The sequence below is a fragment of the Nocardia amikacinitolerans genome, assembly GCF_900215415.1.
Taxonomy (GTDB): Bacteria; Actinomycetota; Actinomycetes; order Mycobacteriales; family Mycobacteriaceae; genus Nocardia; species Nocardia amikacinitolerans.
The window spans coordinates 178,799-200,131 of record NZ_OBEG01000002.1 but is presented as its reverse complement, the minus strand read 5'-3'; the positions used below and the strand labels follow the sequence as shown (position 1 = coordinate 200,131).

General features: G+C 71.2%; 17 protein-coding genes. 8 read left to right on the top strand and 9 right to left on the bottom strand.

The genetic code is table 11. The annotated features are described in order from the left end of the window. Positions 1–51 precede the first annotated feature (51 nt). The 3 genes from CRP45_RS09205 to CRP45_RS09195 form a co-directional block, all read right to left on the bottom strand. Entirely contained in the window at positions 52–801 is a 750-nt protein-coding gene (locus tag CRP45_RS09205) for a VOC family protein (protein ID WP_097244766.1), read from the bottom strand. 9 nt (positions 802–810) lie between these two features. Then, positions 811–1,110: an MGMT family protein gene (locus CRP45_RS09200; RefSeq protein WP_245910116.1), complete on the bottom strand. Its 300-nt coding sequence runs from the start codon at positions 1,108–1,110 to the stop codon at positions 811–813. 112 nt (positions 1,111–1,222) lie between these two features. Next, positions 1,223–1,999 carry an alpha/beta fold hydrolase gene (locus CRP45_RS09195; protein ID WP_097245405.1) on the bottom strand — a complete coding sequence of 259 codons (777 nt, stop codon included), beginning with the start codon at positions 1,997–1,999 and terminating at the stop codon, positions 1,223–1,225. A 156-nt stretch (positions 2,000–2,155) separates the two neighbouring features. Here CRP45_RS09195 and CRP45_RS09190 point away from each other — a divergent pair, with 156 nt between their 5' ends. Continuing rightward, the gene (locus tag CRP45_RS09190) at positions 2,156–6,040 is read left to right on the top strand and encodes a PD-(D/E)XK nuclease family protein (protein WP_245910115.1); all 3,885 of its coding nucleotides are present in this window, start codon (positions 2,156–2,158) and stop codon (positions 6,038–6,040) included. After that, positions 6,037–9,627 carry an ATP-dependent helicase gene (locus CRP45_RS09185; RefSeq protein ID WP_097244764.1) on the top strand — a complete coding sequence of 1,197 codons (3,591 nt, stop codon included), beginning with the start codon at positions 6,037–6,039 and terminating at the stop codon, positions 9,625–9,627. Before CRP45_RS09190 ends, CRP45_RS09185 begins: the two co-directional genes overlap by 4 nt. 13 nt (positions 9,628–9,640) lie before the next feature. On the opposite strand, the gene CRP45_RS09180 is transcribed toward CRP45_RS09185, so the two are convergent. After that, the gene (locus CRP45_RS09180) at positions 9,641–10,042 is read right to left on the bottom strand and encodes a DoxX family protein (protein ID WP_097244763.1); all 402 of its coding nucleotides are present in this window, start codon (positions 10,040–10,042) and stop codon (positions 9,641–9,643) included. A 142-nt stretch (positions 10,043–10,184) separates the two neighbouring features. Between CRP45_RS09180 and CRP45_RS09175 the strand changes: the two genes are divergently transcribed. Next, a complete protein-coding gene (locus CRP45_RS09175; RefSeq protein WP_097244762.1) occupies positions 10,185–11,249 on the top strand; it encodes a potassium channel family protein in 1,065 nt (354 codons plus the stop codon). A 25-nt stretch (positions 11,250–11,274) separates the two neighbouring features. Next, complete coding sequence (gene nudC / locus CRP45_RS09170) at positions 11,275–12,174, top strand: NAD(+) diphosphatase (protein WP_097244761.1); 900 nt, start codon at positions 11,275–11,277, stop codon at positions 12,172–12,174. Positions 12,175–12,177: 3 nt separating this feature from the next. Here nudC and CRP45_RS09165 read toward each other — a convergent pair whose 3' ends face one another. Then, entirely contained in the window at positions 12,178–12,408 is a 231-nt protein-coding gene (locus CRP45_RS09165) for a mycoredoxin (RefSeq protein WP_097245404.1), read from the bottom strand. 122 nt (positions 12,409–12,530) lie between these two features. Between CRP45_RS09165 and CRP45_RS09160 the strand changes: the two genes are divergently transcribed. From CRP45_RS09160 to CRP45_RS09155, 3 genes are all read left to right on the top strand, one after another. Then, entirely contained in the window at positions 12,531–14,684 is a 2,154-nt protein-coding gene (locus tag CRP45_RS09160) for an ATP-dependent DNA helicase UvrD2 (protein WP_097244760.1), read from the top strand. A gap of 158 nt (positions 14,685–14,842) precedes the next feature. Continuing rightward, positions 14,843–15,196 carry a hypothetical protein gene (locus CRP45_RS33265; RefSeq protein WP_143861393.1) on the top strand — a complete coding sequence of 118 codons (354 nt, stop codon included), beginning with the start codon at positions 14,843–14,845 and terminating at the stop codon, positions 15,194–15,196. A 140-nt stretch (positions 15,197–15,336) separates the two neighbouring features. Then, positions 15,337–15,627 (top strand): WhiB family transcriptional regulator, encoded by a 291-nt coding sequence (locus CRP45_RS09155; RefSeq protein WP_067789589.1) that lies wholly within the window; start codon positions 15,337–15,339, stop codon positions 15,625–15,627. 156 nt (positions 15,628–15,783) lie between these two features. Here the strand turns inward: CRP45_RS09155 and CRP45_RS09150 are convergent, their stop codons facing one another. The 3 genes from CRP45_RS09150 to CRP45_RS09140 form a co-directional block, all read right to left on the bottom strand. Further along, on the bottom strand, positions 15,784–17,127 hold the full coding sequence (locus CRP45_RS09150; protein ID WP_097244759.1) for an ABC1 kinase family protein: 1,344 nt from the start codon (positions 17,125–17,127) through the stop codon (positions 15,784–15,786). Positions 17,128–17,185: 58 nt separating this feature from the next. Further along, entirely contained in the window at positions 17,186–18,052 is an 867-nt protein-coding gene (locus CRP45_RS09145; protein ID WP_097244758.1) for a hypothetical protein, read from the bottom strand. An 88-nt stretch (positions 18,053–18,140) separates the two neighbouring features. Beyond that, entirely contained in the window at positions 18,141–19,556 is a 1,416-nt protein-coding gene (locus CRP45_RS09140) for a zinc-dependent metalloprotease (protein ID WP_097244757.1), read from the bottom strand. 160 nt (positions 19,557–19,716) lie between these two features. Between CRP45_RS09140 and CRP45_RS09135 the strand changes: the two genes are divergently transcribed. Then, entirely contained in the window at positions 19,717–20,742 is a 1,026-nt protein-coding gene (locus CRP45_RS09135) for a YlbL family protein (RefSeq protein WP_179830825.1), read from the top strand. On the opposite strand, the gene CRP45_RS09130 is transcribed toward CRP45_RS09135, so the two are convergent. Then, positions 20,743–21,333, bottom strand: a complete 591-nt coding sequence (locus CRP45_RS09130; protein WP_097244755.1) for a PPA1309 family protein — start codon at positions 21,331–21,333, stop codon at positions 20,743–20,745.

Genomic DNA, 21,333 nt, shown 5'->3' with positions numbered 1-21,333 from the left:
GCGCGGCGGCCGGGGAACGCAGGCCGTCGGCGGGGCGATCCCGGTCGCGGCTCAGACGCGCGACAGGTCCGTCGCCCGGCGGAGCAAGCAGAACTCGTTGGCCTCTGGATCGGCGAGCACGGTGCCGGGGACGCCGCCGAACGCGCCCGCGTCGACCGGCGTTGCGCCCGCTTCGCGCAGCCGTGCCAGCTCGGCGGCGGGATCGTCGGTCGGGAACGCCGTCAGATCGAGGTGCAGCCGGTTGCGTCCCTGCTTCGCGTCCTGGTTGCGGACGAACTCCAGCCAGGACCCGAGGCCCGTCGCCGAACGAAGACCCGCGACCTTGGCGCCGGAATGCACGATCGGCCAGCCCGAGGCGGTGGACCAGAACGCGGCGAGCCGCGCCGGATCCCGCGTGTCCACCACGATGGCCGCCACCGCGCCGGTGTCCACGTACTGCTCCCTCGGCTCGAGCACGCAGAACTCGTTGCCCTCGGGGTCGGCGAGCACCACCCACGGCACGCCGCCCTGTCCGATGTCGACGTGCCGCGCGCCGAGCGCGAGCGCCCTGTCCACCTGAACTCGCTGGTGGTCGAGCGAGCGGCTCGCCAGGTCGAGGTGCAGACGGTTCTTGCCGCTCTTCGGGATGTCCGCGGGCAGGAACGTCAGTGCGATGTCGAGGCCGTCCGGGTCGGGCGCGGCGACGTCGACCTCGTCCGGCCGGTCGACGGTGACCGACCAGCCGAGCAGCTGAGCCCAGAACTCCGCGACGACGCGCGGCCGCTGCGCATCGAAGACGACACACGCCAGGCGGGTGGACATGATTCCACGTTAACGCCTTGGCGCATCCCGAACTTCGGGAAACCGGAAACGCGCCTCGCGCAGATTCACCCTGCCGTCCTCGATCGGCACGTCTTCGGCGGCGAGCAGGCGCAACTGACGGTCGGCCAGATGCGTGGCGGGCCTGCCGCCCGCACGCAGCACCCGGTGCCACGGCAGGTCGGCGGCGTCGGTGCGCATGATCCAGCCGACCGTGCGCGGGGTCGAGAGCCCGGCCGCCGCGGCGATGTCGCCGTAGGTGGCGACCATGCCGGGCGGAATGCTCGCGACGAGCTCGCGCACCAGCTCGATCTGCGCGTCGGAAGTCCGCCCGGCCGATCGAGGGTGACCTTTGGTCTGTCCGACCGGCTGGGGGTCACCTTCGATCGGCGGACGTTTGCGAGAAGTCGGCACGGTCTGGTTCCTAGAGGGCCGCGCGGATCAGGGCCGCGGTTTCGGCCGGACGGGCTTGCGCGACCATGTGGTCGCAGTCGAACTCGTGCACGGTCAGCCGCGGCCCGAGGTGTGCGGCCAGTGCCGCGCGGAACTCGGCGGTCACGAACGGCGGCTGCACCTTCATCGCCTGCACGAGCACCGTCGGCAGCTGGGCGGGCGGCAGCACGAACGCGCGCGCCAGCTGGCCCCAATAGGAGATGACGGCGGGCACGCTCAGCCGCCAGCCGACCCTGCCGTTCTCGGTGGGCACCAGGTGCTGGGCCAGTTCCGCCTCCAGCAGCCGGGATTCGACGTCGTGCCAGGCGCTGGCGAGTTTGTCCCTGCGCGCGTGCTCGATGTCGGCGTAGTCGGGGTACGCGATGGTCCGCGCCGCGATGTCGGAGAGCAGGCCGGCGTCCTCCGCGATCGCGGGATCGAGCAGGACGAGCCCCCGCACCAGCTCCGGGTGCCGTGCGGCCAGGTGCACGCCGACCGCGCCGCCGAAGGAATGGCCGACCACCAGCACCGGCCCGTCGACCTCTGCGGCGAGCAGTTCGACGAGGTCGGCGACGATCGTCTCGAAGTCCCACGGCGGCAGCGAGGTCGACCGGCCGTGCCCGCGCAGGTCCGGCGCTACGACACGGACCTCGGGCAGATGCTCGGCGGCCAGCGCGGCCCAGCGGTGGCCGTGCCCGGTGAGCCCGTGCAGGGCGAGCACGGTCGGGCCCGTGGCGGGACCGAAGCGGTGAACGTGGAGAGTCGGCACCGGGCCATTCTGTCGGGTCGGGCGCGGCACGTCATCCCGGACGGCCGCAGGCGGTGGTCGACGCCCCGGTGTCGCGGAGGTGGCCGTGACGTGGACAACGTCCGGCCGGAGCGGGGCCGCGGCGTGTCGGCCCCGTCTGTTGCAATAGCCGACGTGGTGCGATCGGATAGCGCGGTGCGACTTGTTCGCCGGAACGCAACGGCACCCCGGGCGCGGCTCTGGGGCGCCGACGTGCGCCCACTGCTCGAGGCCACGGCAGGCCCCGCCCCCGCGCGCCAGGGGTGGCGGCCCTGGCAGGTGCTCGGCGGACCGGGTACCGGCAAGACCGCGCTGCTCACCGACCTCGCCGCCGCGCGCATCGCGGCCGGAGCCGATCCGGAATCGGTGCTGCTCCTGACCCATTCGAAGCAGGCGGCGGCCACCGTGCGCGACGCCATTACCGCGCGCCTGAGCGGTACCGGACCCGACGCCGAAGGTGGTGTCCCCGGTGCGACGCGGGAGCCGCTGGTGCGCACCCTGCACTCCTACGCCTTCGCGGTGTTGCGCAGGCACGCCGCAGCGCACGGCAACCCGCCGCCGCGTTTGCTGACCGGTGCCGAGCAGGATGCCGTGCTGCGCGAGATGCTGCGCGGCGACCTCGACGACATCGCCGACGGCGCGACCGGACTGTGGCCGGAGCGATTGCAGCCCGCGCTCGGCCTCGCCGGGTTCGCCGAGCAGTTGCGCAACCTCCTGCTGCGGGCCACCGAACGCGGCATCGGCCCGGAGGATCTGGTGGCGCTCGGCCGCGAGCACGGCAAGCCGGAGTGGGTGGCGGCGGGCCGCTTCGCGCAGCGCTACGAGCAGGCCATGCTGCTGCGCTGGTCGGTCGGCGTCGAGGCGCCCGAAGCGACCGCGCCCGCGCTGGACGCCGCCGAGCTGATCGGCGCGGCACTGGACGCGCTCGCCACCGACCCGAATCTGCTTGCCGCCGAACGAGCCAGGATCGACTACCTGCTGGTCGACGACGCGCAGCATCTCGACCCGCAGGCGGCGCTACTGGTCCGCGTCATCGGGGCGGCGGCGCACTGCGCGGTCGTCGCTGGCGATCCGGATCAGGGCGTCTTCGCCTTCCGCGGCGCCGACCCGCGCTTCGCGGCCGAGCCAGGTGGGCCCGAGGAACAGCGAATCGTGTTGCGGCACAACCACCGCTCCGGCCCGCAGGTGCAGCTGGCCGTCGCCAGGGTCGCGGCAAGGTTGCCCGGCAGTGCGCCGCAACGCTTTTCGCTACCCGACCGCGCGTCGGCGCCCGCGGACGACGGCGCCGCGGTCCGCGTCCGCGTACTCGCCACGCCCGCCAAGGAGGCGGCGCTGATCGCCGACCATTTGCGGCGCGCCCACCTCACCGGCGGGGTGCCGTGGTCGGAGATGGCCGTGATCGTCCGCTCGGTCCCGCTCTCGCTGGCTCCGCTGCGGCGCGCGTTGCTCGCGGCAGGCGTTCCGGTGCAGCAGCCCGCACTGGACGTGCCGTTGGCGCGGCGGCGTGGCGCGGCCTGGATGCTGCTCGCGTTGCGCGCGCTGCTCGCGGGCGAACGGTCGCGCCGGGCGGGAGAGTCGATGTTCTCCGCCGAGGACGCGCTCGATCTGCTCTCCGGTCCGCTCGGCGGCGCGGACCAGATCACGCTGCGGCGGTTGCGTCGTGGTGTCCGGCGCGCGGTGCTGGAGCTGGAGCGCAAGTCGGCGAAGCGTGCGGAAGGACAGGCGTGGTCCGCGGCGACGACGTCGGACGACGTGCCGTTGCCGGAGGATGCGCCGCCACCGGATGATGCGCCGCCGGAGGCGCTTCCACCGGATGACGTGCCGTCGGACATGCTTTCGCCGGATGACGTGCCGTCGGACGCACTTTCGCCGGAGGATGTGCCGTCCGATGATGCGCCCCCGCAGGATGATGTGCCGTCGGACGTGCTTTCGCCGGATGATGCTCCGGCAGAAGCGCTTTCGGCGGAGGATGCGCCGCCGGACGCGCTTTCGAGGGAGGATGCGCCGCCAGAGGACGAATTCGATACGGAGGCAGGGGACACCGAGTGGTCGGCCGTCGACCCCGACTGGATCGTCAGTGAATCGGAGTGGCGAGAAGCCGATCTCGAATGGGGTCTGGAGGTCGCCGAGCACGCGGACGACAGTGCGACGCCGAGCCGTCCCGGCGACGAGCGCCCGGTTGATCGCGGAGCCGCCGATTCGGCACAGGACGACGAAACCCCGAGCGACACGGCACATCCCAGCCCGCTCGACCAGTCGTCGGCCGAGGTCTTGCGCGATCTGCTGGTCGGCATCGGCGATCGCGCACTGCTCGACCGCCTCACCGACGTCGAGGCCGCCCCGCTGCGCCGCGTGCTCGACGCCTTGGATCGCGCACGCAAGGCGCGCAGGCGGGCCACCGGTCTGGAGGACGTGCTGTGGGCGCTGTGGACCGCCTCGCGCCTGGAGCGGCGCTGGGTCGCCCAGTCCGAACGCGGCGGCGCGGTCGGTATGCAGGCCGACCGCGATCTCGACGCCGCCGTCGGCCTGTTCGACGCCGCGGCCGCCTACGTCGACCGCATTCCTCGGGCCGGCATCGAGGGTTTCGTGGAATACCTCGTGCAGCAGGAGATTCCGCAGGACACCGCGCCGCTGACCGCGCCGGGTGAGGCGGTCGCCCTGCTCAGCGCGCACGCCGCGGCGGGTCGGGAGTGGGACGTGGTCGCGGTCGCGGGCGTCCAGGAGGGTATCTGGCCCAACCCCCGGCCGCGCGGCACCCTGCTGCACACCGAGGACCTGGTCGATCTCGGCGCGGGCATCGGTCTGGCGGGCGAACAGGTCAGCCGCGCCGCGCCGATCCTGGCCGAGGAGCGCAGGCTGCTGCTCGTCGCGTGCAGCAGGGCGCGGCGCTCGCTGCTGGTGACGGCGGTCGAATCCGTCTCGGGCGAGCGCGATCTGGTGCCCTCGCGGTTCCTCGCCGAGCTGCTCGGCCACGACGACGACACCGAGCCCGGCGCGTTGCCGGTGGCCGATCCCGGTCGCGCCCTCGTCATGCACTCGCTGGTGGCCGAGCTGCGCGGCGTGGTCTGCGACGCCGAGGCCGACCCGGAGCGCCGCCGCAGGGCCGCGCACCAGCTGGCTCGGTTGGCGCACGCCGGTGTGCGCGGCACCCACCCCGAGGAGTGGTACGGCACAGCCGAACTCAGCTCGCTGCGCCCGCTGTGGGACGACGAGGAGACGGCGGTCGCGCTGTCGCCGTCCACCGTGGAGCTGCTGCGCACCTGCCCGCTGCGCTGGGCGCTGGAACGGCACGGCGGCACCGACGGCGACAACCCGCACGCCGTCAAAGGCAATCTGGTGCACACCCTGGTGCAGGCGCTGGCGGGCAAGGTGCCCGAGGCGCAGGTGCGCGCGGCGCTCGACCGGGCTTGGCAGGCCATCGATCCCGGCACCGGCTGGCATTCCCGCCAAGAGCTGCGGCGCACCGAGGCGATGCTGGAGACCTTCATGGCCTGGATCCGCAACACTCGAGGCGAACTCACCCAGGTCGGCGTCGAGGTGCCCGTCGACACCGTGCTCGCGCCGCGCGGCGACGGCGAACCGCCGGTGCGGATCAAGGGCCGGGTGGACCGGCTGGAGCGGGATGCCATGGGGCGCTTCGTGATCGTCGACGTGAAGACCGGCAAGACACCGATCAGCAAGCAGGCCGCCGCCGACCACGCGCAGCTGGCGACCTACCAGGTGGCCGCCGCGCTCGGCGCGCTCGACGAGAATGCCGGTGGGTCAACGGAATCGGCTGCGGAGCCGGGTGGCGCGCGGCTGGTGTACGTCGCCAAGCCGAGCAGCAAGGAGGGCGCCACCCAGCGCATGCAGGAGCCGCTCGACCGCGCGGCGCTGGACAAGTGGCGCGATACCATCCACGACGCCGCCGCGTCCACCCGCGGCCCGAGCTACCTCGCCATGCGCAACGACGGGTGCCGTCACTGCGCGGTCGCGGGCAGCTGCCCGGTGCAGGACACCGGAAGGCAGGTGACCGACGAGTGAGTCACCCCGCGGTGTCGCCGCTGCGGATCGCCGAGGCGCTCGGCCTGCCACCCCCGACCGACGAACAAGCAGCCGTGATCGCCGCGCCGCCCGGGCCGACCCTGGTCGTGGCGGGTGCGGGCGCGGGCAAGACCGAGACGATGGCCGCGCGCGTGGTCTGGATGGTGGCCAATCGGCTGGTGCTGCCCGATCAGGTTCTCGGCCTGACCTTCACGCGAAAAGCCGCGCAGCAGTTGACCGCTCGCATCCGTACCCGCTTGGCCCGGTTGGCGGGTTCACAGCTGCTGCGCGATCTGGACGCGTCGGGCGAGCTGCGTGCCCAGCTCTCCGGCGCCGAACCCGAGATCAGCACCTACCACTCCTACGCAGGTCGGCTGCTCACCGAGCACGGCCTGCTGCTTCCGGTGGAGCCGTCGGCCACGCTGCTCACCCAGACGCAACTGTGGCAGCTCGCGCACCAGGTGGTGCGGGCATGGGACGGCGACCTGGACACCGACCGCACGCCGGTCTCGGTCACCGAGGCGGTGCTGGCGCTCTCCGGTCAGCTCGCCGAACACCTGGTGGAGGCCGAGCAACTGGCCGAGGCGCACACCGAGCTGGAAAAGCTCGTGCACACCCTGCCCGCGGGACCGCGCCAGCGCGGCGGGCCCAGCCAGGCGCTGCTGTCCATCGTGCAGGTGCAGCGCGAGCGGGTGGCGCTGCTGCCGCTGGTCCAGCAGTTGGCCGCCGCGCTGCGCCGCCGCGGTGCGCTGGACTTCGGCGCCCAGATGTCGTTGGCGGCGCGGCTGGCGGCCGAGCATCAGGAGGTGGCGATCGCCGAGCGCGGCAGGTTCCGGCTCGTCCTGCTCGATGAGTATCAGGACACCGGCCACGCCCAGCGCATCCTGTTGGCCGCGCTGTTCGGCGGCGAAGCGCCAGCGGCTTCCGAGCTGCGTCCCGAAAACGGCGGCGTCGCACGGCGTTTGGCGGTGACCGCAGTCGGTGACCCGATGCAGTCCATCTACGGCTGGCGTGGCGCGTCGGCCGCCAACCTGCCCCGTTTCGCCACCGACTTCCCGCTGGCCCCCGGCGTGCCAGCGCCGATCCTGCCGCTGCTGACCAGCTGGCGCAATCCGCCAGAGGCGCTCGCGCTGGCCAACCTGGTCGCCGAACCGCTGCGCCGCACCGCGCTCGACGCGGGCGGGGTGACCGTCGACGCACTGCGCGCCAAACCCCATGCCGAACCGGGCGTCGTCGCGGTCGCGCTGACCGAAACCGTTGCCGAGGAGCGGGATTGGGTCGCCGAGCGGATCGCGGCCGAATGGTCCGCGCGGCACGCGGCGGGGGAGCCGCCGCCGACCTCGGCGGTTCTGGTGCGCCGCAACGCCGATGCGTCACCGCTCGCGGAAGCGCTACGCAACCAAGGGCTTCCGGTGGAGATCGTCGGTCTCGGCGGCCTGCTCGCCACGCCGGAGGTGGCCGACATCGTCGCCACCCTGCGCCTGATCGCCGAGCCCGCCGCGGGCAGCGCGGCCGTGCGTGTGCTCACCGGCGCCCGCTGGCGCCTCGGCGTCGCCGATCTCGCCGCGCTCGCCAAGCGCGCGCGGGAACTGTCCATCAGCAGGCTCTCCGGCGGCGAGACCGACGAGATCACCGACAGCGCCGCGCTCGCCGCCGCGCTGCGCGAGGTGGCACCCGAACCAGCGGAGCAGGCGGGCTTGGCCGACGCGATCGCCGATCCCGGTCCGCCGGAGAACTATTCGGCCTCGGGTTACAGCCGCATCGAGGCGCTCGGCAGGGAACTCGCCGCACTGCGTGAACGCAGCGGCCAGCCGCTGGTCGAACTCGTGGCCGACGTGGAGCGCACCATCGGCGTCGGCGTCGAGACCCAGGCGCGCCGCGCCATGGCAGGTACTGGAGCGGGACGCGAACATCTGGACGCGTTCGCCGAAGTCGTCGCCGGCTACGCGGCCGACTCGGGCGCCACGCTGAGCGGTCTGCTCGCGTTCCTCGCCGCCGCCGAGTCGGTCGAGAACGGGCTAGAGCCCGGCGAGGTGGAGGTCGCCAAGGATCGCGTGCAGGTGCTGACCGTGCACGCGGCCAAAGGGCTGGAATGGGAGATCGTCGCGGTTCCGCACGTGGTGCGCGGCGTCTTCCCCTCGGGCGCCGCCTCGGCGACGTGGCTCGGCGCGCTTGCCGAGTTGCCGACCTCGCTGCGCGGCGACCGCATCCAGGACGACGCCGCCGAGGGCGTCCCGGTCCTCGACCTCTCGGACCTGTACGCCCGGGCCGATCTGGAGGCCGCCATCAAGACGCACAAGGGCGCGCTGGACCGCAGGCGCCTCGACGAGGAACGGCGGCTGTTCTACGTCGCGCTCACCAGAACCGAACGGGTGCTGCTGGTTTCGGCGCACCACTGGGCAGAGACCGGCTCGACCCCCAAGGGACCGTCGGACTTCCTTCTGGAGCTGAAGAACGCGAGCGAGTCGGCAGGCGGGCCCGCGTTCGGCGTGCTCGACATCGCGCGGTGGGACGATCCGCCCGAGGTCGACGCGGTCAATCCGTTCACCGACAATCCGGCGACCGCCGAGTGGCCGCGCGATCCGCTCGGCCCGCGCCGCGACCCGATCGAGCAGGGCGCCGCTCTGGTCCGTACCGCGCTGGCCGACCTGCGCGCCAAGCCCGCCGACGCACGGCCCACGGCATCATCCGCACGAGACGAGAGCCCTGTCAAGGCAACCGCGCCGGTGCTAGAGGCTGAGCCGGAAGCGCTGTTCTCGATCGACGAACTGACTTCTCCCGCCGACGATTTCGCACCGCCACCCGACGACTTCGAGCCGCCGCCTGACGAGTTCGTCCCGGCCGATCAGGCCGTCGACCCGGACGACCCAGAGGGCTGGGCTGCCGACGTCGACGCGCTGCTCGCCGAGCACGAGGCGAACCTCGCCGCAGCCCAGGAGGTGGAACTGCCCGGCCAGATTCCCGCAACCGCCCTGGTGGAGATGCGCGCAGATCCCGCGAAACTCGCTCGGCGCCTGCGCCGTCCGCTGCCGTACCCGCCGAATCCGTTGGCCCGCCGCGGCACCGCGTTCCACGCCTGGGTGCAGCGCTGGTTCGCGGGCACCCGGCTGCTCGGGCTCGACGAGCTTCCCGGCGCGGGCGAACCCGACCCGCACGACGCGAGCGTCGACGCCGAACTGGCCAGGATGCAGGACGCGTTCCTGAATTCGCCGTGGGCGCACCGCAGTCCGCTCGACGTCGAGGTGCCCTTCGAGACGTCGATCGCGGGCACCGTGATCCGCGGCCGCATGGACGCGGTGTTCGCCGAACCCGGCGGCGGCTGGACCGTCGTCGACTGGAAGACCGGCGCCGAACCCGGACCCGCCGACGAGCCCGCGGTCGCCATGCAGCTCGCCATCTACCGGTTGGCCTGGGCCCGCCTGATGGCCGCGCGACACGGCGGCACCGAACACGAGATGCTCGACAAGATAGGCGCCGCTTTCCATTACGTGCGCTCGGGCCGCACCATCGCGCCCGCGGAGTTGCCCGGACCCGAGGAACTCGCCGAGCTCATCCGTTCGGCCGCGCCGGTCAGACAGGACGACTGACCCCGCGGCACACCTATCGGCCGCGGCGCGCGACTTTCAACGCCGTGGTGACCAAGGGAATCTGCAACGGCAGCCGCAGCACCGTGCCGATCTTCAGCGCGCGGGATGCCTTCTCGCTGCGCGCCGCATCCACCGCCATCTGCACGTTCGCGGGGAAGACGACGACGAACAGCAGCGCGGCGAGCCGCCCGCCGAGCCGCCTGGTTCGCGGCGCCGCGAGTGCCGCCGCCACACCGAATTCGGCGACGCCGGAGACATAGGTGTAGTCGCGGGCCCGGCCGGGCAACGCTCGCGGGATCGTCGCGTCGAAGAACTTGGGCGCCACGAAGTGCATCACCCCGGCGCCGAACAGCAAGGCCGCCAGTAGTAGCGCGGGCCGTCGGCCATCGTCGGTGGTCGGTCGAATGTCTGCCATGGGTACTCACCCTGACATTCACCGGCTGTTCGCGTCGAGTCCGAGCGGTGCGGCGCGGACCCGGTAGGCTCCCGTGCTGTGCCGGAGGGAGAAACAGTGCCGGAGGTAGACCGCGCGGCGAACGAGCGGGCAGGTGAGTGCGATGCTCGGTGATCTCGGGGACCGCGCGTCCAAGGTCGGACTGTCGACCCGTCCGGACTTCGCTTTGGTCGGCGTGCTGCGTATTCCGGAGACGCAGATCAGTCCGTGGGTTTCGCTGAGCCGCAGGATCACGTTCGCCATCGGACTGCTGTTCACCGCGGCGACCGTGGTGTACCTCGGGCGGGCGGGGTACCGCGACAACACCGGCGGCGAACTGTCCTTCCTCGACGCGTTCTATTACGCGACGGTGTCGCTGTCCACCACCGGCTACGGCGACATCACCCCGGCGTCGCCCGAGGCGCGGCTGGCGAACATCGTCGTCATCACCCCGCTGCGCATCCTCTTTCTCATCGTGCTCGTCGGTACAACCATCGGCGTGCTCACCGAACGATCCCGTCAGTCATTCAAGATTCAGCGCTGGAGGCGCACCGTGCGTAATCACACCGTGGTCGTCGGATACGGCACGAAGGGGCGCACCGCCATCGACGCCATGCTCGGCGACGGCGTGCAGCCCGCCGACATCGTGGTGGTCGACACCGACATGGTGGCGCTGGAGCGCGCCGCCAACGCGGGCCTGGTGACCGTGCACGGCTCGGCCACCCAGTCCGACGTGCTCCGACTGGCCAGCGTGCAGAACGCCGCGTCGGTGATCGTGGCGGCCAACCGCGACGACACCGCGGTGCTGGTCACGCTGACCGCCCGCGAGCTCAACAAGAAGGCCAAGATCGTGGTCGCCATCCGCGAGGCCGAGAACATCCACCTGCTGCGACAGTCCGGCGCTGACTCGGTGGTCGTGTCCTCCGAGACCGCGGGTCGCCTGCTCGGCATCGCCACCACCACACCGACCGTGGTGGAGATGATGGAAGACCTGCTGACCCCCGAGCAGGGTTTCGCCGTGGCCGAACGCGAAGTGGAGCCGAGCGAGATCGGCGGCTCGCCAAGGCATCTCAGCGACATCGTGCTCGGCGTGGTGCGCAACGGCGATCTGCACCGGGTCGGCGAGCCGGAGGTGGACGCGATCGAGGCGGGCGACAAGCTGCTCTACATCCGGCGCGCGGCGAAGTGACGCCGTCCGGAAGTAGTCTCGAAGCGTGTCATTTCAGCTGAACGCCATACCCCTGCTGTCCCGCGCCGCGGTCGATCGAGCCGAGGAGGTTCGCGCGGACGAGAAAGCGCTCGAGGAGGGGTGGGCCAAGGCCGGACTGCTCCGCGTCAACCGGCGGGGGCAGGTGCGCTTCGAGGGCGGCGCGCTCGTTTTCGACGCGGCCGTCGAACTTTCCGCCCAACCCGATCCGGCCGCGGTGTTCCTCGGCGTCGCCGAGGGCAGGCACCTGTGGGCGGTCCGTGACAACGAACTCACCGGCGAGCTCACCGACCTGCGCGTCGTCGCGGGCGAGCTGGACGATTTCACCGCCGGACTGCTCTCCACCGCGATGGCCCTGCTGAACTGGCACGACAAGTCCGGCTTCAGCGCGTACGACGGCTCGGCGACGTCGTCGGCCAAGGGGGGCTGGACGCGGGTCACCGAGAGCGGGCACGAGGAGTTCCCGCGCATCGACCCGGCCGTCATCTGCCTGATCCACGACGGCGGCGACCGGGTGCTGCTCGCGCGCCAGAACACCTGGCCGAAGACCCTGTTCTCGCTGCTCGCCGGTTTCGTCGAGGCGGGCGAGTCGCTGGAGCGCTGCGTGGCGCGCGAGATGCGCGAGGAGGTCGGCCTCGACGTCAGCGACATCCACTACCTCGGCAGCCAGCCGTGGCCGTTCCCTCGGTCGCTGATGCTCGGCTTCGCCGCGGTGGCCGACCCGGAGCAGCCGCTCACCTTCTGCGACGGCGAGATCGCCGAGGCGCACTGGTTCACCAGGGCCGAGGTGCGCGAGGCGCTCGCGGCCGGTGATTGGTCCGGCCAACGGGAGGGCGTGCGACTGCTGCTGCCCGGCTCCATCTCCATCGCGCGCACCATCGTCGAATCGTGGGCGGCGCTGGACTGAGCGTCAGGCCAGGGCGGCGAGGGTCTGCTTGACGGTGGCCAAAGAGGGATTGGTCGCCGTCGAGCCGTCCGCGAACCTCACCGTCGGCACCACGTGGTTGCCGTTGTTGACGCTGCCGACGAACTCGGCCGAGGCCGGGTCCTGCTCGATATCGATCTCGACATAGCTGATACCCGACTCGTCCAGCTGCTTCTTCAGCCTGCGGCAGTAGCCGCACCAGGTGGTCGAGTACATGGTCAGAACGGGGTTCACGTCAGTCACGGATCCATTCAACGCTGTACTACCTCGTCCTGTTCCACAGTGTCGCCGGTTTCGCGAGCGCAAGGTGTGGCGGTCGCGTGTCGGACCGGGCTGCCATGATGGTGACCGTGCCCGCCATCGACCTCGACGCCCTGGACCCCGAACAGGCCGCCGCCGTCCGGGCGCCGCGCGGGCCGGTCTGCGTGCTCGCCGGCGCGGGCACCGGCAAGACCCGCACCATCACGCATCGCATCGCGCATCTCGTCTCGGCGGGACATGTCAAGCCCGACCAGGTGCTCGCGGTCACGTTCACCGCGCGCGCCGCGGGCGAGTTGCGCGCCCGGCTGCGCGCGCTCGGTCTCGGTGGCGACGCGAATCAAGTGCAGGCCAGGACTTTTCACGCCGCGGCGCTGCGCCAGCTGAAGTACTTCTGGCCGCAGGTCGTCGGCGACGTGCCGTGGCGGCTGCTGGACGGCAAGTTCGCGGTGGTCGCGCAGGCGGCGCACCGGGCCGGGCTGAGCACCGCGACCGAGAGTGTCCGCGACCTGTTGAGCGAGATCGAATGGGCGAAGTCCTCGCTGCTCGCGCCCGAGGACTACCCCGCGGCGGTGGCCAAGCAGCGCAGGGAACCGCCGTACGACGCGGCGCGGGTGGCCGAGGTCTACGCGGCCTACGAGTCGTTGAAGACCTCCGCGGAGGGCCTGCTGCTCGATTTCGACGATCTCCTGCTGCACACCGCCGCAGCGCTGGAGGACTATCCGGCCGTCGCCGACGAATTCCGCGGTCGCTACCGCAGTTTCGTCGTCGACGAGTACCAGGACGTCACGCCGCTACAGCAGCGGGTGCTCGACGCCTGGCTCGGCGAGCGCGACGATCTGACGGTCGTCGGCGACGCCAACCAGACGATCTACTCGTTCACCGGCGCCACCCCGAGCTATCTGCTCGATTTCTCGCGGCGCTTCCCGGACGCGACGGTGGTCCGACTGGAGCGCGACTACCGTTCGACGCCGCAGGTGGTGTCGCTGGCCAACCGGGTGATCGGCGCCGCACGCGGCCGCATCGCAGGCACCCGGCTCCAGCTGATCGGCCAGCGTCCGGACGGTCCTGAGCCGGAGTTCACCGAATACGACGACGCACCTGCCGAGGCGGCGGGTGTCGCGGGCCAGATCAAGCGGCTGATCGCGGCGGGCACCCCGGCGGCGGAGATCGCCGTGCTCTATCGCATCAACGCCCAGTCCGAGGCCTACGAGCAGGCACTCACCGAGCGCGGCATTCCTTATCAGGTGCGCGGTGGCGAGGGGTTCTTCCAGCGCGCCGAGGTCAGGCAGGCCGTGCAGGCGCTGCGCCAAGCCGCCGCCCGAGACGACCTGCCCGACGGGTCCCGCCGTGGTGCGGCCCTGGTCACGTTGGTCCGGGCGGTGCTCGCGCCGGTCGGTCTCACCGCGACCGAGCCCGCGGGCGCGCAGGCGCGCGAACGGTGGTCGTCGCTGACCGCGCTGGTCAGGCTGACCGAGGAACTGGTCGAGCACGACGCCGATCTGGAGCTGCCCGGCCTGCTGCGCGAGCTGGCCGCGCGCGCCGAGGCCAGGCACCCACCGACCGTGCAGGGCGTGACGCTCGCGTCGCTGCACGCGGCCAAGGGCTTGGAGTGGGACGCGGTCTTCCTCGTCGGGCTCGCCGACGGCACGTTGCCGATCGCGCACGCGCTCGCCGACGACGGCTCGGTCGGCGATCAGGCCGCGCTGGAAGAGGAACGCAGGCTGCTCTATGTGGGCGTGACCAGGGCACGCGAGCATCTGCGGCTGTCATGGGCGCTGTCGCGCGGTGAGGGCAGCAGGCGGACCCGCAGGCGGTCGCGTTTCCTCAACGGTCTGGTGCCCGACGATTCCCCCGCGTCGCGGATCGCGGCGTCGACCGGCCGTCCCGAGGGCAACGGGATACGCCCGTCCTGCCGGGTCTGCGCCAAGCCGCTGATCGGCACCTACGCCACCATGCTCGGCCGGTGCCGTCGCTGCCCTGCGGAACTGGACTCCGCGCTACTGGAGGCGCTCAAGGAGTGGCGCGCCGAAAAGGCCGAGGCACTGCGGGTTCGGGAGTTCGTGGTGTTCACCGACACCACGCTCACCGCGATCGCCGAGCAACTGCCCGCCGACGACCGTGCGCTGGAAGCGATCCCGGGCATCGGTGCGAAGAAGATCGTCGACTACGGGGCCGACGTGCTCGCGATCGTCGCGTCGCGAGTCCGATCGACATCACAAAACCGCAGGTAGAAAATAGGTTGTCGGTTCCGCCGACATTGCATATGGTGGGAATCACGCACCGGGAGGGCATTCCGGCGCGCAGAGTTTCGGACACCGGGGTGCTTCAGACCACCGGGTTCGACACCGGACAGTTTCGACACAACGAGAACAAGGAGGGAGGCAGACCAATGAACGGCAACAACAACTTCGGCGCCATCGGCGTTGCGGTCGGCACGTCCATGTCGGCCTCCCGGGGGATCCTCGCCTTGCAGGGGATCGGTCTGTCCTCAGTAAGTGTGTGCGGTTTTGGTACGCCGGCGACGACTTCGCCGGCGCTTCGGCCGATTCACACCCTTCTCCAGGACAAGCCCAACGGAGGTTGGCACCCGACCGCCAACGCGGCAGTCGGCGTCTTCGCTCGCGAAGCCGGCTATGAGCCGGCGGCCGAGCCCATGGCAGACATCGATCTGCAGGCAGCACGCCTCCGCACCGCACACCCAGCGACCGTGATCAGGAATCGACACAGGTGTCGACCTAGGTAGGGGACCCACCCCAGACCTCCTGGCCACGGATCGCACGAAGCGAAACCGTGGCCAGTACTTTTAAGCGGCCCTTCAGCCGTTTGCCACCGGTTTCGTGGACAACTGACGAACCGCTGCAAACCGAACTGAAGGAGAACGACGTGTTCCCCGCAGAGAGCTGGCCGCAGGCCACCGCTGTCACCCGGGAGGTCACCAAGGTCCTGCCCTGTCGAGCCGGAGATCCCGATCTCTGGTTCGCGGAGAGCCCGGGCCAGCTGGAGCAGGCCAAGGCGCTGTGCGCGTCTTGCCCGATCCGCAAGGGCTGCCTGAGCGCGGCCATCGATCGGCGCGAGCCTTGGGGCGTATGGGGCGGTGAGATCTTCGACCAGGGTGTCGTGATCGCCCGCAAGCGTCCGCGCGGTCGTCCGCGCAAGGTCGCGGTCCCGGCGTGAGAGCCGGGCCCTGGCCTCTCCTCCCTCCGGTCGCTGAGGCCCAACCGTCCGATCCGGACCCCACCGTGGCCCAGGAACGAGAAAGCAGACGAGCCGCTCACCTCGAGATCAGGTGGGCGGCCCGTTTGCGTTGTGGGGGAGCGTCTTTCGCGCCGGTCAGCTGGCCGAGCGCTCGTCGCGCAGGCCGGGCAGCCACGTCGCGGCCAGCTGCATGAACGGCACTTCGGCGTCCAGCTGGGCCAGGATGCCCACCGAGCCGCCGAGAACACGGAAGATCATCACGTGTTCGGCCGGAAGTTGCAGCGCCCGAGCCGTTTTCATCTCCGCACTGGTGAAGTCGGTCGCCTTGCCCGCGACGCGCTGCATCCACCGGCGGGTGAAGTGGAACGAATCGGTCTTGATCGGATCGGCGAACGGCCGCAGGTAGTCGGCGATTTCGCGATGGGTAACGGTGCGGCCGGGGATCACCCACCCGTTGTCGTACATCAACTGGGTCAGCCCGTCGTAGTCCTCCTCGACGGCCATCGCCAGCATCCGCCCGAGGATCTCGGGGAAACCGTTGGGCAGCGGCGCGCACGCGCCGAAATCGATGACGGCCAGCCTGCCGTCGGCAAGCGCCATGAAGTTGCCCGGATGCGGATCGGCGTGCAGCAGTCCGACGGTCTCGGGCGAGGAGAAGTGAAAACGACCCATCAGCAACGCGACCCGGTTGCGCAGCGCGAGCGTGCCGTCCGGATCCTCGGCGCCCGCCTTGATGATCTGGGACACAGGGGTCCCCTCGAGCCATTCGGTCACGATCACCTTCGGCGCGGAGGCCACCACCTTGGGCACCACGATCTCCGGGTGCCCGTCGAAGGCCTTGGCGAACGCGCGCTGGTTCGCGGCCTCGTTGCGGTAATCCAGCTCCTCCTCGGTGCGCTCGGTGATCTCGGCCAGGATCGGCTTGACGTCCGCGCCGGGGATCACCGAGGAGATCAGGCCGGTCATCCGCGACAGCGTCTTGAGATCGGCGCGCAGCGCCTCGTCGGCGCCCGGGTACTGCACCTTCACCGCCACGATGCGACCGTCCGACCACTCCGCCTTGTGCACCTGTCCGATGCTCGCCGAGGCGGACGGTGCGTCCTCGAAGGAACGAAAGCGCTGCCGCCACTGGGTGCCGAGCTGCTGATCGAGCACCCGGTGCACCGTCTCTGCGGGCATCGGTGGTGCGGCGGCCTGCAACTTGGTCAGCGCGTCGCGGTAGTGCTCACCGAACTCCTCGGGAACCGCGGCTTCCATCACGCTCAGCGCCTGGCCGAACTTCATCGCACCGCCCTTGAGCTCGCCCAACACGGTGAACAGCTGTTCGGCGGCCCGCTGGTTCAGCTGCGCGCTGATCTCTCCCTTGTCACCGCCCGCGAGCCTCTTGCCGAAGCCGACGGCGGCCCGCCCGGCGATACCCAGCGGAATCTTGGCTAACTTGGCGTTGCGGGACGAGCCACGGCGCACGATCTCAGACACCTCCCCATCATGGCCGAAGCACCCGGAGCTTTGCCATGGCAATGGGAAGTTTTCGATCTCACGTTGCGCGCTCCGCGTCGATCGTGCGACAACCACAGGCGGCGTGTGGCGCCCAATACCTTCGCTGGAGCAGGTGCGAATCGAGGTCCAACTCGAGCGTGGCGTCCAGCGTCGCGGGCGGTCGGCGCGGCGAGCAGTCCAGGATCGCCTCGAGTTCGCCGAGCGCGAGCGCCGCCGTCGCCGCGATGGCGGCGGGTGAGGCGTGCCCGACCCGGCCGAGCAGCTGGGCGGCGAGGTGGGGCCACTCGGCGTCGTAGTCGACCCGCGTGAGGTCGGCGCAGCGCAAGCAGCTGGTCTCGCCGGGCAGCACCAGCGGACCGACGACGCCGGTGCCATCGCGCACGCGCACCGGAAGATGCGGAATACGGTGCAGCACAAGTGCGCTCGCCAGACGCGGGTCGGTGACCACGGTGTCGGCGAGCACCACGAGATCGTCGGCCTTCGGTCCCGTGACCACGGCCTCCGGCGCGTCCCCGCGCGACCGCACCGGACGGATGCCGACGCGGCGCAATCCCGCCGAGATCGCGTCCGAGAGCGGCCCGAGGCCGTGCACCCGCACCGCGCGGACCGGGCCGGGGCGATCTCGCGGCTGCACCAGCAGACCCGCCGCATCGATCTCCGCAAGCAGCGTGGCGGCGCGTTCGGCGGCGATGCCGCTGCGGCCCGCCTGCCACAGGATCTGCGGCCGGGTCCGTAGCCCATCGAGCAGGCGGAGGAAGCCGAGCACGGTCTGGGTGTCCAGGTCCGGTGGTTCGAGGAGCAGTGCGCGTTCCGGATCCCAGCCGAGCTGGACCACCCCGGACGGGCGGACGAGGATCGTCACCCTGGGGTGCAGCATCGGGCCCTGCGGGCGCAACGTGGTCATGCCAAGCAGTATGCGCACCACGCATGACGCGAATGGGCGCGAAACCCGCGGTTATCCACAGGAATTCGCGCTGTTCACAGGGGAATTCTCAGGACTTGTCGTCGTCCTTGCCGAGCTCGGGTGCGTCCGGTCCGTCGCCGCGTTCGCGCTCGGCCTCCGCGCGTTCGCGCGCCTCGGTCTCGGCCAGCTGCGCCAGCGGGTCGTCGAACGCGGTCGTGCCGCCGCCGATGACCGAGTCGATGAAGCCCGCGGGGTTGTCCAGGTCATCGGAATCGGGCAGCAGGTCCGGGTGCGCCCAGACGCCGTCGCGGGCGTCGACACCCGCGTCGGTGGTCAGCCGTCGCCACAGCTGCGCGGCCTCGCGCAGCTTGCGCGGCCGCAACTCCAGGCCGACCAGGGTGGCGAAGGTCTGTTCGGCGGGTCCGCCGGTGGCGCGGCGGCGGCGCAGGGTCTCCGCCAGCGCGCCCGCGCCGGGCAGCCGGTCGCCGACCGCGTCGATCACCACGACCTGCACCCAGCCCTCGATCAGGGCGAGTAGCGTCTCGAGCCGTTCCAGCGCCTGCTTCTGTTCGGGCGTGGTCTGCGGTTCGAACGCGCCCTGCGCCAGGATCTCCTCGAGCTTCGACGGGTCGGTCAGCGCCATCGGGTCGATGCCCTGGGCGGCCTGCTCGAGCGCGGAGAAGTCCATCTTGATGCCGCGCGCGTAGTCCTCCACCGCGCCGAGCACCTGCTGACGCAGCCACGGCACGTGCGCGAACAGCCGCTGGTGGGCCGCCTCCCGCGCCGCCAGGAACACCAGGATCTCGCTCTCCGGCTGTTCCAAGCCCGCGCTGAACTCCGCGATCGCGGTGGGCAGCAGCGCGCCGGTGCCGGTCGGGCCGAGGGGCAGACCGATATCGGTGGAGGTCAGTACCTCCTTGGCGAGCTGGCCGAGCGCCTGGCCGAGCTGCGAGCCGAACGCGAGGCCGCCCATCTGGCCGAGCATGCCGACCATCGGCGCGGCGAATTCCTTGGCTTCCTCGGGTAGTTGCGCGGTCCACATGCCCGAGATCTGCTCGGCGACCGGATCGCACAACCGCTTCCAGGTGGACAGCGTCTCCTCGATCCAGTCGTTGGCCGTCCACGCGACGGTCTTCGTCGCGCCCGCGGGCAGCGTCGTCGCGCCGTCGAGCCACAGTTCGGCGAGGCGAGCCGCGTCGGTCACCGCCTTCTGGGTGCTCGCCGAGACGGGCGTCACACCGGCGCCGAGCTGCTGGCGGGCCAAGCGCTTGGCGACGTCGTAGTTGACCGGACCCGAGGACGCGCCGCCGGGTTGCCCCATGCCGCTGAGCATTTGACCGAGCGAGGTCAACATCTGGCCGAGCTGCGCGGGATCGAATCCGGGCGCACCGCCGCCGATCGGGAAGCCGAACGGATTGTTCGCCCCGGGACCGTTCGGCTCTTCGCCGCGCTTGCGCGGGTCATCGTCGTCACGGTTCGAGAATCCGAACGGGAAGTCAGTCATGCCTCTAACGTTACGCGCGGACAATCGGCGCGTGACGTGGGCGGCCCGTGCTCGACCAGCTGGCGCGCCCTTTACGCGCACAGCGAACGACCGCGCGGCGCGCGGCCGGATTCCGCGCCTGCACCGTCCGCCGCCGGGGAGGATCACTATGGTGGGCGGGGTGAATCGTCGGATCGTCACCCTCCTGGCCGCACTCGTTCCGGTGCTCGTGCTGGGTGTCATCGGCACCGTGGTCAAGGTGCCGTTCGTCGCGCTCGGACCGGGGCCCACCTTCAACACGCTCGGCGAGGTGGACGGCAAGCAGGTCGTCGACGTGGTCGGCGCCGAACTCGATCCGACGAGCGGGCACCTGAACATGACAACGGTGGCGGTGCGCGACGGGCTGAACCTGTTCGAGGCGTTCGGCTTCTGGGTCAGCGGCCAGCACGGTCTGGTTCCGCGCGCCGAGGTGTATCCGCCCGGCGTGCCGCGCGAGGAGATCGACAAGTCCAATCAGCAGGAGTTCAAGGATTCCGAGGGCGATGCCGAGGTCGCGGCGCTGCACTACCTGAAGCTGCCGACCGTCGTGCTGATCCGCAATGTCGGTGACGACGCTCCCGCCAAGGACGCGCTGCGCCCCGGCGACGAACTCGTCAGCGTGAACGGCGCGCCCATCACGACGCCCAAAGACCTGGTCACCGCGGTCTCCTCGCAGCCGCCGGGCAGCCAGTTGACCGTGGTGTTCCGCCGCGACAACGCCGAGCAGACCGCGACCATCACCCTCGGCGCGCGCCCGGACGATCCGGCCAAGGGCTACCTCGGCGTCACCCCTGGCGAGGGCGCGCTGCCGCCCATGCAGGTCACCTTCAACCTGGCCGACATCGGCGGCCCGTCGGCGGGACTGATGTTCAGCCTCGCCCTCGTCGACAAACTGAGTCCCGGCGACCTGGACGGCGGCAAGTTCGTCGCGGGCACCGGCACCATCGACGGGGAGGGCGCGGTCGGCCCGATCGGCGGCATCCAATACAAGATGATGGCCGCGCGCGAGGCGGGCGCCGAGACCTTCCTGGTGCCCGCGGCCAACTGCAACGAGGCCAGGCAGCGCACGCCCGAAGGCCTGCGCCTTGTCAAGGTGGAGACGCTCGACGGCGCGGTGCAGTCGCTGAACGCGATCAACGCGGGTGCCGAGGCGCCGAGCTGCGGCTGATCAGTCGAGGGTGTGGTGCAGCGCCTCGATGAGGTTCGGCGCCAGGTTCGGGTAGATCCGCAGGTCGAGGTCGCCGAAATCGTCCTCGTCGTCCTGCGGGCGCACCTGCAACAGCGACAGCGACGCGCCGTCGCGCAGCACGGCGGCGAACAGGCGCGCCTCGCGACGGCCGGGGTGCGCCTCGGCGGCGGCGCGTGCCGCGGCGTCGGCGGCCTCGTGGTCGGCGAGCAGCGGGGCGAGCGCGTCGTCGAGGGTGCTCTCGGCGTCCGGCGGCAGCACCACGATCTCCTGCACCAGCACACAGCCTTTGACGGCGGGCGGCCAGCTCGTGGTGGCGAGGAATTCGTCGAGCGCCATCGAGCCGCCGGTGATGTCGTCGGGCAGCGGCTCCTGCGCGATCGGCGTCAGCTCGTCGCCCTGGTCGATCTGATCGAGCAGACCGGGTTCGGCCGCGACCAGATCGGCGGTCGGCACCAGCGCGAACATCTGCGGCGGACGGCCCCAGCCCTCGGCGTCGGTGAACTCCGCGACTTCCCGTACGGCGCGGGACAGGACAAGCTCGGCGTGCAGATCGGCGTTCACGGTGGACAT

What these genes read in the sequence shown, in the direction of transcription:
- CRP45_RS09205 (WP_097244766.1), bottom strand. Translation starts at nt 801, where the DNA reads ATGTCCACCCGCCTGGCGTGTGTCGTCTTCGATGCGCAGCGGCCGCGC.
- CRP45_RS09180 (WP_097244763.1), bottom strand. Translation starts at nt 10,042, where the DNA reads ATGGCAGACATTCGACCGACCACCGACGATGGCCGACGGCCCGCGCTA.
- CRP45_RS09175 (WP_097244762.1), top strand. Translation starts at nt 10,185, where the DNA reads ATGCTCGGTGATCTCGGGGACCGCGCGTCCAAGGTCGGACTGTCGACC.
- CRP45_RS09165 (WP_097245404.1), bottom strand. Translation starts at nt 12,408, where the DNA reads ATGTACTCGACCACCTGGTGCGGCTACTGCCGCAGGCTGAAGAAGCAG.
- CRP45_RS09160 (WP_097244760.1), top strand. Translation starts at nt 12,531, where the DNA reads ATGATGGTGACCGTGCCCGCCATCGACCTCGACGCCCTGGACCCCGAA.
- CRP45_RS33265 (WP_143861393.1), top strand. Translation starts at nt 14,843, where the DNA reads ATGAACGGCAACAACAACTTCGGCGCCATCGGCGTTGCGGTCGGCACG.
- CRP45_RS09145 (WP_097244758.1), bottom strand. Translation starts at nt 18,052, where the DNA reads ATGACCACGTTGCGCCCGCAGGGCCCGATGCTGCACCCCAGGGTGACG.
- CRP45_RS09140 (WP_097244757.1), bottom strand. Translation starts at nt 19,556, where the DNA reads ATGACTGACTTCCCGTTCGGATTCTCGAACCGTGACGACGATGACCCG.
- CRP45_RS09130 (WP_097244755.1), bottom strand. Translation starts at nt 21,333, where the DNA reads ATGTCCACCGTGAACGCCGATCTGCACGCCGAGCTTGTCCTGTCCCGC.